The sequence below is a fragment of the Novosphingobium sp. P6W genome (assembly GCF_000876675.2).
GTDB lineage: Bacteria > Pseudomonadota > Alphaproteobacteria > Sphingomonadales > Sphingomonadaceae > Novosphingobium.
The window spans coordinates 960,279-978,354 of the sequence record NZ_CP030352.1 but is presented as its reverse complement, the minus strand read 5'-3'; the positions used below and the strand labels follow the sequence as shown (position 1 = coordinate 978,354).

16 protein-coding genes are annotated in these 18,076 nt (G+C 56.4%); 3 read left to right on the top strand and 13 right to left on the bottom strand.

What is annotated here, in order from left to right:
* Positions 1 to 853 precede the first annotated feature (853 nt).
* Both TQ38_RS04790 and TQ38_RS04785 read right to left on the bottom strand, forming a co-directional pair.
* The gene (locus tag TQ38_RS04790) at positions 854 to 1,747 is read right to left on the bottom strand and encodes a nucleotidyl transferase AbiEii/AbiGii toxin family protein (RefSeq protein WP_240197952.1); all 894 of its coding nucleotides are present in this window, start codon (positions 1,745 to 1,747) and stop codon (positions 854 to 856) included.
* A 17-nt stretch (positions 1,748 to 1,764) separates the two neighbouring features.
* Positions 1,765 to 2,373, bottom strand: a complete 609-nt coding sequence (locus TQ38_RS04785; RefSeq protein ID WP_082057957.1) for a type IV toxin-antitoxin system AbiEi family antitoxin domain-containing protein — start codon at positions 2,371 to 2,373, stop codon at positions 1,765 to 1,767.
* A 131-nt stretch (positions 2,374 to 2,504) separates the two neighbouring features.
* On the opposite strand from TQ38_RS04785, the gene TQ38_RS31435 reads away from it, so the two are divergent.
* Entirely contained in the window at positions 2,505 to 2,714 is a 210-nt protein-coding gene (locus TQ38_RS31435) for a DUF2274 domain-containing protein (protein ID WP_043979944.1), read from the top strand.
* 492 nt (positions 2,715 to 3,206) lie between these two features.
* Here the strand turns inward: TQ38_RS31435 and TQ38_RS04770 are convergent, their stop codons facing one another.
* From TQ38_RS04770 to TQ38_RS04760, 3 genes are all read right to left on the bottom strand, one after another.
* Entirely contained in the window at positions 3,207 to 4,400 is a 1,194-nt protein-coding gene (locus TQ38_RS04770) for an IS91 family transposase (protein WP_043979941.1), read from the bottom strand.
* 4 nt (positions 4,401 to 4,404) lie between these two features.
* Complete coding sequence (locus tag TQ38_RS04765) at positions 4,405 to 5,310, bottom strand: site-specific integrase (RefSeq protein WP_043979939.1); 906 nt, start codon at positions 5,308 to 5,310, stop codon at positions 4,405 to 4,407.
* Positions 5,311 to 5,527: 217 nt separating this feature from the next.
* Entirely contained in the window at positions 5,528 to 6,085 is a 558-nt protein-coding gene (locus TQ38_RS04760) for a hypothetical protein (protein ID WP_052506001.1), read from the bottom strand.
* A 430-nt stretch (positions 6,086 to 6,515) separates the two neighbouring features.
* Here TQ38_RS04760 and TQ38_RS04755 point away from each other — a divergent pair, with 430 nt between their 5' ends.
* Positions 6,516 to 7,322 (top strand): abortive infection family protein, encoded by an 807-nt coding sequence (locus tag TQ38_RS04755; protein ID WP_162792209.1) that lies wholly within the window; start codon positions 6,516 to 6,518, stop codon positions 7,320 to 7,322.
* Positions 7,323 to 7,532: 210 nt separating this feature from the next.
* Here the strand turns inward: TQ38_RS04755 and TQ38_RS04750 are convergent, their stop codons facing one another.
* Together TQ38_RS04750 and TQ38_RS04745 are read right to left on the bottom strand one after the other, a co-directional pair.
* Positions 7,533 to 8,348 carry an SIR2 family protein gene (locus TQ38_RS04750; RefSeq protein ID WP_043979937.1) on the bottom strand — a complete coding sequence of 272 codons (816 nt, stop codon included), beginning with the start codon at positions 8,346 to 8,348 and terminating at the stop codon, positions 7,533 to 7,535.
* Positions 8,341 to 8,898 (bottom strand): non-canonical purine NTP pyrophosphatase, encoded by a 558-nt coding sequence (locus TQ38_RS04745; RefSeq protein ID WP_043979935.1) that lies wholly within the window; start codon positions 8,896 to 8,898, stop codon positions 8,341 to 8,343. Before TQ38_RS04745 ends, TQ38_RS04750 begins: the two co-directional genes overlap by 8 nt.
* A 69-nt stretch (positions 8,899 to 8,967) precedes the next feature.
* Here TQ38_RS04745 and add point away from each other — a divergent pair, with 69 nt between their 5' ends.
* On the top strand, positions 8,968 to 9,939 hold the full coding sequence (add, locus tag TQ38_RS04740; RefSeq protein WP_043979934.1) for an adenosine deaminase: 972 nt from the start codon (positions 8,968 to 8,970) through the stop codon (positions 9,937 to 9,939).
* An 821-nt stretch (positions 9,940 to 10,760) separates the two neighbouring features.
* Here add and TQ38_RS04735 read toward each other — a convergent pair.
* The 6 genes from TQ38_RS04735 to TQ38_RS04715 form a co-directional block, all read right to left on the bottom strand.
* Positions 10,761 to 13,343: an ATPase domain-containing protein gene (locus TQ38_RS04735; protein WP_082057551.1), complete on the bottom strand. Its 2,583-nt coding sequence runs from the start codon at positions 13,341 to 13,343 to the stop codon at positions 10,761 to 10,763.
* On the bottom strand, positions 13,344 to 14,111 hold the full coding sequence (locus tag TQ38_RS04730) for a hypothetical protein (RefSeq protein WP_162792208.1): 768 nt from the start codon (positions 14,109 to 14,111) through the stop codon (positions 13,344 to 13,346). It abuts the gene before it with no gap.
* A gap of 10 nt (positions 14,112 to 14,121) precedes the next feature.
* Positions 14,122 to 14,907 carry a hypothetical protein gene (locus TQ38_RS29890; protein ID WP_162792207.1) on the bottom strand — a complete coding sequence of 262 codons (786 nt, stop codon included), beginning with the start codon at positions 14,905 to 14,907 and terminating at the stop codon, positions 14,122 to 14,124.
* Positions 14,908 to 14,970: 63 nt separating this feature from the next.
* A complete protein-coding gene (locus TQ38_RS04725) occupies positions 14,971 to 16,140 on the bottom strand; it encodes a DNA cytosine methyltransferase (protein WP_043971883.1) in 1,170 nt (389 codons plus the stop codon).
* A gap of 159 nt (positions 16,141 to 16,299) precedes the next feature.
* Positions 16,300 to 17,622, bottom strand: a complete 1,323-nt coding sequence (locus TQ38_RS04720; RefSeq protein ID WP_043971886.1) for an MvaI/BcnI family restriction endonuclease — start codon at positions 17,620 to 17,622, stop codon at positions 16,300 to 16,302.
* Entirely contained in the window at positions 17,623 to 18,075 is a 453-nt protein-coding gene (locus TQ38_RS04715; protein ID WP_043971889.1) for a very short patch repair endonuclease, read from the bottom strand. It abuts the gene before it with no gap.
* Position 18,076 lies beyond the last annotated feature (1 nt).

Genomic DNA, 18,076 nt, shown 5'->3' with positions numbered 1-18,076 from the left:
CATTCATTCCGATGTGCAAATTTGTCGGTTTCATTAAGGACCTCCACCGCATCGCTCGCCACGACGGGTTCGGACTAGAGTCTGCTAGCCACATCCTTAAAGATAGACACTCTCTGGTATCCCGAGGGTCTGTTTCAGGGTCGCCGGTCGCATATTTCCTGCGGCCGTTCTCCCGCAAAATTCTTAAACTACGTGTGAAGATCGCTTCGAAGCCGGCAAACCAACGAGTACCAGAAGAGCTTTCTGGGGCGCCGCCTAAGCGGTTGATTTCTCAGTCAAATAAGAGACTTGAGAAATCGCCAAGGACATCATTAGCACGATCTGGATTCGTGGAAAAGGCTGGATGTGTATGGACGAGGCGATTCGAGTCCTGCTGGGCATGGGTTGGTTGGAGCTTTGTCCGAATTACATCTACAAATTTTGGACGGGTAAGCGGGTACGCAAACTTTGCCAGCGACTTTTCCAGCGCGCCGAGACTCTGCCAATATGGAGCGAAAAACGCGGTCGAGCGAGAGAATGCGGTCGATTAGACGGATATTTGGTTAGCAGGATTCGGGCCGTTCGACACAAAAACCTAAAAGTTCGACATCATAAAAACCTAAAAACCGCGCGACACGAAAACCTAACGGTTGCGCATCATTGAGGCGAACGCGGTGGTAACTCCCCTCTGCGGTACCGTCGGTCTTCCAGTGCAGCCCGGCAAGTGTCTTGATATCCAACGGCGTGTCGGAGCCCTCACGCGCCGTGACGATCGTTGGGATGGGGCTCCGACCCGTTTTGAATTGTCTGCATCCGCCTTACTATCTCAGATGGAACAGATAGGGAGCATTCCGAGCTATCGACGTACATGGCGTTACCTGTCCTTCCAGGGACCGCCAATGGGCCAGTCGCTGGCCAAGGCGGTGCCTTGGCCGAGCGCCAGCACCGGCGGCATCACGAGCGACGCGATTTGCCCCTGGATTGCCGCGAACGGTTCGGGCGCCAACGCGATTTCGGTCCGCCGCAGAAACGCTGTCCATTGGCCCTGCTTTTCGTCGGCGAAGGCGGGCTTGAGCGCGGGGGGCGTCTCGACGGGCAACGGGGTTTGGCGGCGATCGAAGGTCGCCTGGATGGCGCGCGACAACACAGCGCCATCGAACGCAAACGATCCCGCGATCGCCCAGATGTCGTAGAAATCCTTCAGGCGCGTGTTCAGCATGCCGAGTGCGACCATTGCCTGGAATTTCTCAGCCACGACCGTTTCAGGCGGATAAGCCCGAAGATACGCGGTGGGTTGGCCTAGCAGCGACGGATACTCGATCTCGATCGCGGCCGGCGTGATCGCGTCACCATAGCCGATATCGACATGCATCGGCAGGCGCGCGCCCGCGAGTTCGGCAACGAAGTCGATACGGACGCCGGCATATTCATCCTCGGCACGGGCTGCGGCCGCGCGCAGGGTTTCGGGCCGGAACACGATACCGTCGTCATCGACTGCGACGCCAAGAATTTCCTGAAACACCGCCTCGAGCTGCTCGGGCGCGTTCTCGCCGATGCCGAGCAGATCGAGGTCGCCGGTGGCGCGATAGGGGGCTTCTGCCCACAGGCTGAACAGCATCGCGCCCTTTAGCACGAACCGCTCGCGATGGGGCGACAGGCTCAAGCGGAACAGGAGGCGTTCGATGACGTAGCGGGTCATAAGCAGCTGTGCGTTTTCCCGGCGCTCGCGGGCGCGCCCCGTCAGCCGGTCGCGCACCGAGATCGCCATGTTCTTCGGCGGTCGGCTCATGTCATGGCTTCGAGATAGGGCCGGATCACCGATTGGACCCGATCGAGCTGGGCATAACGGTAGATCGCATTGAGGTCCGGCCGGGGTCGAGACTTCATGAAATCACGCAGCGCCTCGACCGCGACGTCGATACCGATCTTGTTGCGGTGCTTGAAGCAGTCGGCGACGGTTTTGGCCGGTACGGTGATGGGCACGGGAACGCCGTCGATGACATGTGTCTCCACGCCCGCTGTCAGAGCTTCGCCGCTCGCGCGAACGATCTTCAGCGCCACCGACGGATTGACCGGTGCCCACTCTTTTTGGCCGAGCATCATCCACACCGCGTGGGGGGTCTGCGTGGTCAGCTCGTGAAATTGCAGTGCCGAGAGCAGGCAGATGACGCCGCGCGGCTGGATACGCACGGCCTCAGCCAGGCTCGTCGCGCTGTCGACATCAGCATCGGCCAGCTTGTAGAGGCCGCGGCCGACCTGCTGGAGGACGCCTTCGTTACGCAGCCTTTGCAGGGTCGCCCGCGTGACGCCGGCCGCGTCGAAATCACGCCCCCGCGCGATGCCGCAGTGCCGGACGACCTCTAGGGCCCGCTCTCGATGAGTCGTCAGTTTCATACGGCATGATATAATTCCTTGGTATTTACATGCAATGACCAAGCTTTTGTATCGTTGCCCTCGTGATGCGCAGTTCCGCCGATGGCAATAAGATCGTGGGGAAAGCCTTCCCCTGATGGGCTAACCTCAGTTTGGCCATACCACTCCATCGAAATGTTCCTGGTATCGCAGGCATATCCACCACCGGCGCCGGAACCCTGACAGGCGACGCTCGCGCTCTGATCGTCGACGGCGGTGCCGACTATCATAACCGACTTGTCCCGGCGATGCTGGCAGCATTCCTGGAAAGCGACCGCAACTTTATGCGCGCCCGCGAGGCCGCGCGGAAGGCAAGGGCATGATCGAGCGAGAATGGGAAGAGAAGCTCGAGCCGTTGACCGTCCGGATTTCGACGGCAGTGCGCATCACTGGCCTGAGCCGATCGCGCATATACTAGCTCATCCAGTCGGGCGACTTGGAAACCGCGAAGGTGGGCCGGGCCACCCTGATCCAGTATCAAAGTCTAAAGAAGCTCACCCAAAGCTAAAAGGCAACATCTGTGAAGGGTTTCGGGCGCTTGCGTACGAAAGCCTCCAATGCAGGAACCCGCGGGCCCCACGCGCTGGTCTATGGGTAAAGCGGCTTTGGGGTGGTTCGGACGGGTAAGCGAGGCTGATCCGGAAGTGTCGGTTCTGGCCGGATCAACGTGACTTTGTGCGGCGTCAGAGTGCGGACGGTGGTGGTTTTGCTGGTCGGTGTGCCCTGCGCTGGGCTCGCTTCCGGAATGGGCATGCACTGGGTCATCGGCCAGGACGCCATGGGCGTGACCGTCGTGCAGCCTGAGCCATGCCGGATCATGGCGCGTTCCCCCGGATTGGCGATGCCGATGATGGCGGTGCGCGGGGCTGGCACCAGCGGGCGAAGGCCTCGATGATGGTCATGGGCCCGCCGCAACATGGGCATGGCGGGCGATGGTCGGGAGGTTCGTCGGGTTCGGGCTCCTCGACCGGTACAGCAACGCCCAGCAGTTTGCGGGCCAGCGCCATGGTGTCCTTGTGGGTCGAACTGGCGAGCAGGCCGTAATGCCGGATGCGGTGGAAGCCGCGCGGCAGAACGTGGATCAGGAAGCGGCGGACGAACTCGTCGGTCGCCAGCGTCATGACCTGCTGGCGTTCAGCAGCAGGGCGGCGATAGTCTTTGTAGCGGAACGTCACGCCGGTCTCGTCGAAGCCGAGGAGCCGCCCGTTCGAGATGGCAACCCGGTGCGTGTAGCGCGAGAGATAGGCCAGCACCGCGTGCGGCCCGGCGAAGGGCGGCTTGGCATAGACCACCCAGCGCTTCTTCCGGATCGGCGAGAGATGCCGCAGGAAGGCCTTGCGTTTCGCGAGGCCAGCCAAGGTGCTGAAGAAGGCCAGCTTGCCGGCATCGAACAATGCCAACAGGCGAGTGAGGAACAGACGGCGGAACAAGGCGCCCAGCACACGCACCGGCAGCAGGAATGCGGGGCGCGACGAGATCCAGCGCGTGCCGTCGAGCGCGATGCCACCGCCAGGCACGATCATGTGCACGTGCGGATGGTGGGTCAGTGCCGATCCCCAGGTGTGCAGCACGGCGGTGATGCCGATCCGCGCGCCAAGGTGCTTGAGATCGGCGGCGATGATCAGCATCGTGTCCGCGGCTGTGCGGAACAGCAGGTCATAGACCACCGCCTTGTTCTGGAAGGCGATGTCTGCGACCTCGTTAGGCAGGGTGAACACGACGTGGAAGTAGCCAACCGGCAACAGGTCGGCCTCGCGCGCGGCCAGCCAGGTGCGCGCGGCGGCGCCTTGGCACTTGGGGCAGTGCCGGTTGCGACACGAGTTGTAGGCGACCCGCCAGTGCCCGCAGTCTTCGCAGGCCTCGACGTGACCGCCCAGCGCGGCGGTGCGGCAGTTCTCGATGGCCGTCATGACCTTGAGCTGGCCGAGGCTGAGATGCCCGGCATGGACCGCGCGATAGGCCGGCCCGCTACTCCGAAAGATATCGGCGACCTCGAGTGAGGTGCGCACCGGCTCAACCGGGAGGTGCCCTGCCTTCCATCACGGCCACGACGTGGTCGAGCGGGCTGGCCACCGCCCGCATCGTCTTGCTCGAGACCTGGGTATAGATGCCGGTCGTGTTGATGTTCACGTGTCCCAGCAGCACCTGGATGACCCGGATATCGACGCCTTGCTCGAGCAGGTGAGTGGCAAACGAGTGGCGCAGTGTATGCGGGCTTACCCGCTTGTGGATCTCGGCGCGCTCGGCCGCTTCCTGCACGACGCGGTGCAACTGGCGAGCCGAGACCGGATCCGTGCCGCTGCGGCCGGGGAACAGCCAGCCATGAGGTAGCATCACTCCGCGCCGCTTGCCTTCGCGCCACCATTGACGGAGCAAGTCCAGCAGGCGCGGTGAGAGCATGGCGTTGCGGTCCTTGCGTCCCTTGCCCTGCTCGACGCGGATCATCATCCGGGTGCTGTCGATGTCATCGACCTTGAGGTGGGCAACCTCCGAAACCCGCAGGCCCGCGCCATAGGCCACACTGAGGGCCGCCTTGTACTTGATGCCTGGCGCAGCCTCGAGCAGCCGCGCTGTCTCCTCGATGCTCAAGACCACACGCAGCTTGGGCATGTAGCGAACAACGACGAGCCCCAGCGCCATATCCGGGCGCTTCAGGGTGATCCCGAACAGGAACCGCAGTGCCGACACGGCCCCATTGATCGTGGCCGGCCCCACGGCGCGCTCGTGCTGGTCGACCTGATAACGCCGCAGGTCTTCCATTGTGGCCGTATCCGGCGGACGACCCAGGAACGCGGCGAAGCTTCGGACATGCCGGATATAGTCCTTCTGCGTGTGCGCCCCGAAGCCACGCATCGTCATGTCCTGCAACATCCGCTCACGCAGCGAATGGGTCGGGGCAGCGGTCGTGATAGTATCCATGGTAAGTTCCTCTCCGTTGAAGGAACTCCACAGTCGCGACGCGACATCGCCGCTCGCAAAGCCTGAACGATACTACGCTACGTCACCCCAAGCGACCCTCCCGCGGAGCGGGTTCGTGCATTGGTTGCAACGGGCCGATAGGAGAATTTCCGGTTCGGAGCGTAAATGTCAGATAGCAGCCACAGACGTCGATACTGAACTGACCCTCAATCGAATTTCATCTCGCGGTGGTACTTCTCGAGGCTGCGCTTCGAAAGCTCTTCGAGAAGGATGGTGTCTTGGGATTCCAATCGTCGGCCTCGATGTCGAATTTGAGGATGAAGTTGTCGAAGAAAACGACGTGATGGGCACCGTTCGCAGTCTTTATTTTGGCGCTGGCGGCATGGAGTAACGACTGCGCTTCGATCGCGTGGGTGTATCGGGGCATCATCGTGTTCAGAAGAGGTTGGATGAGATCGACAACGGCTTGGCCGAAATCGACTGCCTCATCAACGGTCGGGAAATAGCCCTCATGGATCACGCGATTGCGGAATGAGACGTGCTTCGGCGACAGCACGGGGGACACCACCTTGTTCTCCAGCTGGTAGAGCGCGAGGTACGTGCCAAGCTGGCGCTCCGACTGTTTGGCGACGAGCTTCCATGTCTGGTCGTAAACCAACCCGTCTAGCCCGGCCGCGAGGCTGACGACCTTCATGTAGAATTCAAAAATGCGTTCCAGCGAAGCGGCAAATGAACTTACGGCGTCCCGATAATAACCATCCACAAGGGCTTGCATCGCAGTCTCCGCGAGCACCTCGAAGCGTATCTGCGATAGTACGATTTCATGAACATGCCCTACTGCGCACTCAAACGTGTAGGCGCCGTCCTCGTTAAAGGGCCGAGTTACGCGGCGGCTTGGCGTTCCTATTGGGCATTTCCAGCACTGCAACTCCAATCTCATGGCCAGAGCTTTATGCGCTTGCGCAAGAATGCCACGGCAATTTCACCTTTCAGCGAAATGGCGATGATAGCTGCGCGGTACCCAGTTAGGCTTATTGGCGCGAGATAGCCGGACCGCTTCGGGATTCAAATTTGGCCGCTTGGGGACCGACCGCCTTCGGTAAAATTTTAGAAGAAGCGGATGTCTCTCCGACGGTTAGCCTCACCGCCTCGCATGTTGGCCATACGCACTGTCGTTGGTAAGGTCGGCAGAACGAGGGGACACCGTGGGATACTTCGAAGATCAGTTATGTAACGAACCAGCGGAGCCGACGCTCGATATGTGGCTGGTCGATCAGGCGCTGGAAATGTCGCAAGGCTATGTGCTCGACTTCAGCGACAAAACCTTCAACGACTTTGTTCGCCGCAGGTTCGGCATTGACGCAACCGCGCCAACATACATCGTCGACGGCATCTCGAAGGCCAAGCGCCTGCGCGCGCTGTTGCGGTCGCTGGTGCCCGGCGCGCAGGCAGAGATGTTACGCATTTTTTGGGACCATCGGCAGCAGGCAACGAACCAGGGTTTGCACAGCACACTCGAGCCGCATGTCGAAGCGGACTTCCTCGCGATGATCGCCAAGCTGGAAGGAACTCATCAGCAGATCGATCTAGAGGTCGTCGAGAAGTTCAGCGGCGATCCGACCCTCGGAGAATTGGTTGAGGCCATACAGCGCGAAATCCAGGCTAACAAACCGCACGCCGCGCTCGACCGTCTGCACACCTACGCCATGAAGAAATTCGCCGACCTTCTCGCCCGCGACGGCATCGCAGTCGGCCACAACGACGCGCTGCATGCGCGCGCGGGCCGTTACATAAACAATCTGCGCCAGGCGGCGCAGATAGGCGAGTATTCGGCAAAGATTGCGAAGTCGGCGGTCCAGGTGATGGAGCAGTTCAATCATGTACGGAACAATAAGAGCTTGGCGCATGACAATGAGATGCTAAGCTTGGCTGAGGGCCGCTACGTATTTGAGGCAGTGCTGAGCCTGTTGCGCTTCGTCAAGGCACTGGATGAGGCGAAGTTCGGCCCGTAACCACCGAACACGAGTATACGACAGCTTTCGGGTTCGATGGATCCATTGCTGACCGACTGAGATCGCGCCGAGCAGTCGATTCAGCGCCGACCTTTTTTGCCGCTTAGCGGCCAATTTTCCTGTCCCAGGTCCAGACTCTCCGCTCTTTTTGCTGTCGTACAGATCACCAGCCATACGCGTCTTGCAAGACGCAGCCTACTTTCGTCACGGTCATACGTCCATCTCAACGGCCTCTAACAGCTTGTCAAAGAGCTCCGGCAAGGCGTTGTCGGGATCGTCGCCGTCATAGACGATGGCGTGGACGCCGCGGCTCAGCAGCACGCGCTCCTGCACAGGATCGGGTCGCAAAAGAAAGATGAAGGACTCGGGTCGCTTCTCAGCAAATTTCGAAGACTTCCAGAGCTTATCCATCCGGTAAAGCAGAACCCTGAGATTTAGGTCGCTTAGACTGTAACCAACGAACAGAACGCTCCGACCAAGGATGTCCGAGCGGAACTTAATGTCCATGGGAGATTCGAAGTCCAGCCTATCAAAATAGTCGGATTCGGTGAGAACAAGACTGCTCTCATCATCGAAATCACCATGAAATTTTACGATATGCGCCTGATCAGGGCGAGCATCGGCAACGTCGAATACGGACACGATCTTCGAATAAGGCTGACCGCGAAGATCGAACATCCGCTCAATGTTCCGATCGTAGTTCGTCGTATAGATGAACGGGAACTTTAGATCGACGATTTGTTCGTGGACCTTCGAGGCCTGTAGGCAGTCGTCGGAAACGTCCCAGGAACGGTCCATCCAGCTCTTCAACGGCCCGATGCCGCCCTTCTCGAGCCGATAATATTCCGCCAGCTGAAGGTAGTCGGCACCGGGGCGCATCAAGACATCGGGATCGTAGTCGAGTTCCTCGGCGACACGCCGCATCAAGCCGCTCCAGGTCGGAAGCTTGAGCGGCACCGATAGACCGGCACCGGCGAATAGCACGACCTTGCGATCCCTCATCGCTCGCGCGAGACGCTCAAGCATTGGCCGCCTCCTTTAAATGTGCGGCCAGCGCGTCAAGCGCTCGGCGCCGCATCGAGATTTCGTTCTTCCGCTCACCCATCTCGCTAAATGTTTCTTCGTACCCGTCGGGTACGAAGACGCAGTCCCACTGGAAGTCGCGGCTGCCTCGCGGCTCGGGCGCGAAGCTGCCCCGGATCTCACCTTCGAACTGATGGATGTACCGTCCATCGCAGTAACCGATTCTGGTTTTTGCGGTGACCCCAACCTTTTCACCCTGGCCGAACAATTCGCAGACTCGATCAGCCTCGAGCGTGTCCCAGAACACCTGCGTAAGACCTCCGGGCAGGCCTTTCATGCGGTCTATGAACAGCCCAGTCTGCTCGACGAAAACCTTATGACCCAGTCGATGAAAGGCCTTCAGCGTCTTATCCCTTACCAAGTGCTCGGTGTCGTCCGTCTGCAACTCTGTCAGCGCGAAGTGCACCGGTACCACCTCAACCCTCGCGCCGGCCAAGATCGTCCTGGCCTCCTCAATCTTGTGCGAGTTTCGCGAGAGAAACCTGACGCGCATGCTGCTACTTCTGTCCTGTATCTGAGGAAGTCTTTCATTCGGCCAGCACCTCCTCTAAAGCGCGCCGAAATGTTAGTCGACCTCCATGTCCACCTTCGCGGAACCATGACGTCCGCGACCATCCAAAAACTCGCCAAGCGAAACGGCATCGCGTTGCCGGAGTCCATCTTAAACACGCCCGGATACGGCTGGACCGACTTCACGTCGTTCCTGCACGCCTATGACAAGGTCGTGTCCGTCGTGCAGACGGCCGACGACATCGGTGAGGTCGCGTACGACCACCTCTGCTCGGCCGCCGCCGACGGAACCTGTTATCTCGAGTTCATGCTGTCAACACCACACGAGCACCGGGGCGGCCCACCCTACTCCGATCAGATTGCGGCCATCGACGCTGCCGCAGACCGGGCCCTCGATGAGACTGGCATCGAGTGCCGCGTGATCGCGACCGCCGTTCGGCACTTGGGCCCAGCGGCGGCAATCGAAGCGGCCCGCATTGCGGTCGCGACCCGATCCCGCCGGCTGACGGGATTCGGCCTTACCGGAGACGAGCGGCAGTACGATGTGCGGTTGTTCCAGGAAGCCTTTTCCATTGCACGCGCTGAAGGTCTTAAAGCGACTGCCCACGCGGGCGAGCATCTCGCCGCAGACACCATCATCCACGCGATCGAAGCGCTCGGCTTGGACCGCATCGGACATGGCGTGACCGCCGCAAACTCGCCGGCGGTCCTGCGACAGCTCGTGGAGATGGGCACGCCATTGGAGGTCTGCATTGCCAGCAACCTCGCACTTGGGGTTTTCGCAGACCTTGACAGCCACCCAATCGGTCTTCTCGCTGAGGCCGGCTGCGTTATCACTCTAGGGACCGATGATCCGGCATTCTTCGGGATATCCTTGTCGCGGAACTACGCACTCGCGTACGAGTCCTATCCAGAAATGCTCGCGACCGACCGCATCTCTCGAAACGCAATCGACGCCGCATTCTGCGACGAGGAAACCAAGGTCAAGCTGCGAGGGCACGCGAGTTTTGATATCACCGCCTGACTGGAGCCGCCAGTTGTCCAACTCAAGACATTGCCAGATTGAAAGGCGAATGGTCGCGGCGGTCGGGCGCGAAGGACAATGTCCGTTTCTGAGAGCGCCAATAACTCAGCTAGACGGCAAAAAAGGGCGCACTACTGTCAGACCGCTCAGTGAAACGGGAATGGCGGGTCCCGGGAGGAAACGCCATTCCCGTACGTGCCAGTGAATGGCTTGAGTTGGTCGGAAGCGGGCGCAAACCACTGATGACGCATGGCGACTGTTGTATTGAATAAGGTGCTCAGAAGGCCGTCACCGGACCAGGCTAAGCCGTTCAAATCACTCGGTGTCTGGACGCTGCTGGTCCCGCGTGGATCTTACTGGACGATGCGTCAGAAGAGCTTTCTGAGACGCCGTCTCAGCGATTGATTTTCCAATCAAATCATGGACTTTCGACATCGCCAAGAGCAATACTAGCATGCTTTCAATTCGTGGAAAAGGCAGGACGTAGATGGACAGGGCGCTTCCGTTCCCTACTTCCTCCGATCCGCCCCGGGCTTGGGACAAAACGCCGTTTACGGTAGACGTAGGAGCGGCAGACTTCGATCAAAGCGGCGGCTCCCGGATCTGTGAAGATCTGCCACCAGACGAACAAGTTTCGCCGATTGTGGCATGTCTAGTTCAAACCCGGGACATGAGGTCAGCTGTTCAAATACGCTTACCCTTGATGCTCGCTGCCGCCTAGAAAGAAGCCGATCGGCAATTTGCAGGCCACTTGTCCACGATGCCAAATCTGCATCGAATGTAAGTCAGACCCCGCCTGCACGCCGATTAACAGACTTAATTCACTGAAAGTCAAAATCTGCTTGGATATTCACTGACTCTTTCGCGATAAATATCAAATTCTCTCGATGCCAAAAGAGGCCATCGCGTCCGGAATACGATTGACCTATAGCTGACCGCGTACTCACGCTGAAGCAATTCGAAAATTTCACTCCTCCGACGTCCAATTCTTCAGGATCGATCTCAAAGCTAAAGTCTGTCTTTTGGACTAGAGCGTGGCGAAGGGGATCGGAGCGACTGTCATCTACACTGCGGACACCAGAGGCGACATCTAGCGAAAGCAAAGTATGAGTAACGATAACAGAGACGTGGCGCAGACCTAGCATGCTAAATAGCTGGGGCCAAAACAATTGATTTCTTTCAATTTCAGGAAATTGTATGAATACATTATGAATTCCGTCAATTACAACGGCCGTAAAAGGATCGCCATAAAGATCACTTTCATCCAAAGCCCACATAATTCTATTGAATAGCGTGGATGGCTTAAGATGCCCCGGATAAAGATGCATCACCTCGACTCTGGAATTCGGCACCTTACTCTTACCATACTCTAGAAGTCTGTTGCGCCTTAGCCTATCATGTAGATTATCATAATATTCCTGAGGATATAGGAATGATATGACAAGAACCTTTTCCGATCTCTGGACAATGCTCTCATCACTCGCTCGTACATATGGAGACGTAGCTATTTTAAGAGCTAATGCGGCCTTTCCACCAGACCCTTGGCCATTGAGGAAAATATTAGATCGACCAAAAATTCTCGTGCCACGTTCACTTTTAAGAAAATCGTCAGCGCGCCAGCGCTCTTGTCGCCGCAGTCTCGCAGCAGATATTACTCTCCTCATAATATCTTTATAAACGCTTTGATCTGGCAATTGCGGCTCCCAAATAGCCAACCGATCAAGCTGGTAATTAATTTGCGGCGTAAACCTAATACCTTTCTGGCCGGAAAGTTGGAAACCATGTGTCCCGGGAGAGCATAATTGGTGACGCGCCTTTGAAAGCGTAACATTTCGATCTGGCTTGCTACCTACGAGTGCATCACCCTCTTGAGATAAGCGCATAGCTATATCTACCAAATAATCGATAGATCTATCACCTTCCCATTCCACTCCGGTAGTTAGGATTACTAATGCTTCCAACTTTTTGCACGACTCAATAAAGTCTTGAAGTTGGTTTTGTGAGCTTGGATCGGACTTCTCACATCGCCGGACGAGGTCATGCAGACCATCTAATACGACAATAGTCCTACAAGGGATTGAAGGCGCGCCATTAGCCGCCTTGCTAGCATTCCACTTTCTTAGATCGGTGCCAATCTTATCAAACTGCGCAGAAAGCGCCTTCAAGACATTTTCAACGGCCCCTGTGGGATTTAACTCAACAATCTTTAGCCAATCATCCTCGGATTGCGGTGAGAACGATAGCCGCCGGAAATCGCTTGCCACCAAGCCGCTAGCACGGCTTTTTAGGTCAGCCGACTGCTCTTCAGCAGTGATAAACATGGTACGAATTCCAAATGGCGCCAATGCCGCTGCAAAACCTAGGGAGAGAGAGGTTTTTCCAGAGCCTGGACCACCATGAAGCGCGCACACTAAGCCACGACGTGCTGGGAACTTCAATCCACCCCGAAAAATCGTGTCAGCACCGCGTACAGGAATTGGGAGACCCCAAAGCTGGTTCACGATTTCCGCTAGTTCAGGAAGGTTTTTCAAATTCAGCGCACGGCCAAATTCCAAGTTCTCGTTCGAAGTTTTGAATATACTTTCTGAAAAATACTTCCGAGCAGCATCTTTAGAACGAAATGTTAAATCCAACACCCCATTCATTGATAAGAAATGACGAACAAGCCCATCAACGTTGTTTCGTCCGCGCGAAGGCAAAGTGTCATGCCCTTTCGAAAAATATCTCGGGCGGAAGCTCGTCCAAATAACGGAAATAGCCTCTTCAAGATCCCTTTCCGAAAATTTGGTCAATGATCCAAAATTATCGGCATTATCCGGGAAAACACCGAAAGACTCAAAAAGATAGTTCCGCAGAGTCAGTGCCACGTATGCACGACTTCCCGGAAATGCAGGAATTGTTAAAAAATCCTGTACAATAGATAGTGGAGAAGGCAGCCAAACCCTTGTAGAGTGCTTTTTTTCAGAAACTTTACTGTCTGACGCACCCTCACTTCGGCTAAAATGCGATCGTTCAACAGCACGCACTATCAGTTGCGATATTCTCGTGGGCTCTTTGCGGACATACAGCTGCATCCATTCCAAATTGCTGCTTGGAACCGATTCTCCACGATCGAAAATTTCCCTGACATCCACAGGCAGCTGGCGACGAGCTCTTAGATGATTGTTCTTGAGTGGACGGCATCCGTTTCCATCGTCGCCATCGTAAAGATGTCGGTTCACGCCGTCGCTGAATTGGATGCCCAGCCAGGCAAAGTGGCGGTTTATGAGCTGGTGATTAGCTTCTGAGTACGCCAATCCACGCCGCTTTGGAGCAACCAACTCTGCCAGTGCCCTCGTTGCGCTGTTTACAAGCCTCGGCACCAAGCTTGCGTAAGGCAACTCGAATTTCGGTGCATCTGTCATTTAAGCGGCTGCCTGTAGAATCGGCTGAGGCGTGGGCGCACTGAAAAAAGCAAAATCCGCAGCTTCTGCAAATAACGCCTCAAAATTTATCGGATGGATAGTGCTATGATGAATTAAATTTTCCGAAAAAATTAAAGTGCCAATTCTATTGTCTATCCAGTTTCCAAAATTAATCGCCTCTTCTGCGTCTCGGAAATATTCCGAAAGGCTTTGCATTTCCTGCAGGAAGAGATTTTGGCCAAAAACACTTTGAAGTTCAGCCAGTCGCGGTTTTATATCGGACAACTTTATGCGCCCCTCCGACACAAGACGGCTTAACTTCGCCATAAACCCCATTGGATCCCCGCGATGAGCTATCAAGGCGAGATCTAGCCACAAGGGAGAGCGTTGATCTCGGAGCTCATTAAGTGCTTCGACCTGTTTTACCGTCAGGTATCCCCCTGCGTCTGTGAACGCGCGCCAGCCTTCGTACCGATCGAAACTCTCAATCTGACTTTCCGGGGCCGTCAAAGCCTTCTCAATTACGCCGGCAACAGCCTGATCCTGAATATCGAGTTTCCGGACCAATTGGCGAATTGCAGGCCAGAAGCCGGTCTGGGTGACATCCATCGTCTCAACCAACTTAATGATCAACGGTATCCACGGGCTGACATCCGCATTTTCGGCTCGCGCATGCGCAATGATGACATCGAGCGCGCTAACCTCGGCCCTATCTGTCTTGCCAGCGAGGTGATCGCTAATTGCAATTTTGAGCTTGTCCAGCGTCACGTCAGCCACCTCAGGTCGTCAAAATTCGGAATGAAGGGTCAATCTGATGATATGCCGGCGGAGTCGCAACAAATTCCCTAACGCCGCCTAAAGCAACACAATATGCCGGCCCCATCGAAATAGGCTGAGTATAGCCGCCGGGGAGCCATATGTCTCTCACGCTCACATAGTCCCCGTGAAACACGGTTGCATCCCTCGCGTTAGACACATTCGATGATTTCACCGCCATACCGAGGAAATCTAAGCCATGAGGGTATGGCGGCATCTCATTAAGAATGGTGGGCAATCCAAGACGACAAGGAAGGCATTCAGGCGAATCGGTGAAAAAATTAGTCGCGTCTTCCGTCGCTTCATCCCTGAAAAGCCAACAAACTGGCCCGGAAATGACTAGGGCATTCCCATCCGCGTCCAGCACTTGGATCATGTCGGCAAACCACTCTTGAGCGTCTTCTAGTTGCGAAGGCCCTCGCTCGCCCGCGAGAGCGCGGAAAAGCGCTTCAATCCGGTCCCGATCGACGCTTAGGCGGCGTGACAGATGAAGCGCGGTAGAATCAAGAAGTTTGATATGCCCAACCGTTTCATTGGGTCCTAGTGCGATTGAGGCTCCGGTGTCTTGATTGGCAAAGCAATATGCATTGAAAACTTGTTCAACCGTCGTGTCGTCTGCGCCATGCTCAGACGTGCACGAGCCACAAAGGCCAATGATGGCATCTTTGAGAGGTACAGGAATGTTATCCTGCACGAGCTTATCATATACGCTCGCATCCATGTGCAGCGGCTTTGGTGGATTTGCCATTCTTGCCCCCCTTATCCTCGCCTATGCAATATTAGCGCCATTCAGCCAAGGGGTAGCAACAACTCAGTAATTGCCGACGGTGGCCCGGAGCGCCGCTGCGATCGACACCGCCATCACTTCCGCCAGCTGCACAGGAACCGCATTACCGAGTTGCCGCATCGATTCTGACCATGAGCCGTGGAAAGTATAATTGTCTGGAAACGTCTGCATTCTCGCGGCTTCCCTGATCGTAAAATAGCGCACCCCACCGCAATCCTGCACGAACATGTTCTCCCCGCCCGGCACACCATGCTGGCCAGCTTTCAGAGTCTTTGCCGGCTCATCAAGCCTGCTTCCGGTATGTCCGGGATAAGCTCGAGCGCCAGGAGTGAAAACGTGATTGGCAACCAACGGGGCCATACGATCCTGCGGATCAGGAAGGCCGACAAGGGCGTCACGCACCGTTCTCCACCTTCGCCGGGGATGCGTACATTTAGCCTCCAACCGACGCACGAGTGCCTGAATGGCCTCCGAGGAAATTTGTTCGCGGTTGAACAATCTATGTTCATCCCAATATTGCCGAGTTACAAATTTCTCATAAGACAAAACGTCAGACGAATGGGTTGGCTCTGGGAAAGACCAAGATATTCCTAAATCCGATCTGAAACCAACGAAAAACACCCTCTCTCTTTTTTGAGGAATACCGAAATCAGCAGCGTTTATGACATTATAAATTACATTATATGTCGGAGCCATCCGGCTTGCCGTGTGCTCTTTTTCTAAGCGAATTTGATGATCGTAAATTTCTTCATCATCATTTCGAGAAATTTCAGGATGTTGAAGCTGAAGTAAAATATATGCTAGATAATTCGAGAACGACTTTCTCGTTAATCCGCGAACATTTTCAAATATAAATGCCTTAGGATGGACATCCCTAACCGCCTTAATGGCCAAAGGAAACATATCCCGATCATCATTGTGGGACTTATGCTTCCCACCCATCGAGAATGGCTGGCAGGGCGGGCCTCCAGATATTAGATCTATATGCCCCTTATACGGATCATAGTCAAAATCCTTGGCATCCATTTCGAAAATTGGCCAATCTTCGACTAAAGACATATGGTGGCGTTGATTTATCCGGAATGTTGAACAGGCGGCGCGATCCCGTTCAATCACTGCAGCCTGCTCAAATCCCGCGCGAGACATCCCCATAGCGAGGCCGCCCGCGCCAGCAAAAAGCTCCAAATTACGCACTACCGCCCCTTAGAATTCAAAAATCAGCCGACAACCTTATCGTGCCCTCTAAAGGGAGGAAAGCATTCCTCAATCCAAAGCATAGGCTCTTTCGTCGATGCAACCATATCGCACCAAGGATTCTAGACCGACCAAGTGACTATGTCTAACAATACGCATTCACAGCAAAAGTACGATCTCATTTCGCTGATAAAGCTGGGCCAGATCAGCATGGGCGACCCGGAACTGACTTCGTCGCTTTATGTCCGGCTTTGCCGACGAAGCCTTCTCGATTTTGACGGCGGGATCGTAATAGACCGTCCCTGTCGAAAAGGCCTTGAGGAACAGCAGAAAATCGGTCTCCTCGCAAAGGAGCACCTGTGCGCCATAGCTGTATTCCGGCGGCGGTGTTCGGGATAGCGAGGGCACATATGCCGCCTGCGCATGCTTCCGGTTCCAGTGCGCCATCAGACCTTTGAACGTCCAGGACGCGGCGATCTCGTCGGCCGCGTTGATCAGTGCCATGCCGCCGTCGATATCGGCGATCTTACCACTCGCCGCATCATATCCCGTCAGGGTCATGCGCAAGGCGGTCAGATGGTGGTGCTCACGGGTGCAGTCATAGCGACCGCCAAAATTGAACCGATCTTCCTTGCCGCTCTGGTCGGCGTAACCGAACCGCTTCAGAAATTCCGCTACGCCCTCGGTCTTGTAGATACCGCCGGTCGGTTCCGGCGTCATAAGGGTCACCGGCGATTTCGGCCGGAATGCCGTGAAATTGTTCACGCCATATTGCTTCACTTCCCAGCCCATGAAGTCCGGCTCTGCGTAGCCGTTGGGGGTAATGCCAAGCTCGGCCTCAAGAGTGTAGCCGCCGCCGTTGCGGGCTGCGTAGGGCGCCTTCGTTCCGTCTTTCGCCAGCTTCTGGGACATGATCCAGTTCAGCTGATAGATGCGGCGCAGTTCGTCGAGCAAGATCGTTTTCGGATCAGCAGGCTGATCCAGACTGAGTGGCAGCTCGATGAAGACGCCCAGCATCGGCCAGGTGCCCGCCGCCAGTTCCTTTGTGATCGGGCTGTCGGCATCCGTCACATAGCCCAGCACGGCCCCGTCCCGGGTCACGCCAAAGAACATAGCTCGCCCCTCATCGCGAACCGTGAGCAGCTTTGAGGGCGCCGCCTTGCAGCCCTTCAAAAAGCCGGACATCCGCACTTCGGGATATTTGGGATAGAGGATTAGGTTCGCGTCGGGCGCGCGGTACCTGCCTTCCTCATTGACCCAGTAAAATTCGACGTCGGCTTTGGCGCGGTCGCGCACGCTGCCGGCCTTTTCAGAGGCGTCAGTATAGACCTCGCCATGCGGGATGACGTTCAGCGCCGCGAAGCCACCGCCCAGATACACCTGGTTCTTCGAGTTATCGTTGGGCGACAGATGTTTTGCATAGATGCGGTGAGCGCCATGATGGCGCATCAGATCCAGCAATTGCGCCAGTGATGCGACCAATTATCTGCCCCTGACAGTCATAGTCTTCTCCGACGACCTTATCCACGCGACCAGGCGCTGCATAGCCTCAGGAAAATCGAGCCGGGTCCGGCCCTTCAGCGCGCATTCCCAGACCGTGGCGACCCGCCAGCTGGAGGCCAGCAGCGCCTGAACCGCACGGTCATCATTCTCCACATTCCGCCCAATCTTCGCTCGCCAGAAATCCTCCCGTGTGGATGGCCATCTGAACAGATGGCAATCATGGTGGTGCCAGAAGCAGCCGTTCACGAAAATGACAGCCCGCCAGCGTGGGAAAACCAGATCGGGTTTGCCCGGCAGATCCTTTACGTGAAGCCTGTAGCGCAGGCCCGCTGCATGCAGGGCCGCACGGACCTGCATTTCAGGCTTGGTATGGCTGCCTTTGATGGCCGCCATATTGCGACTGCGGGTCGCAGGGTCGTGAACGTCGGTCAAA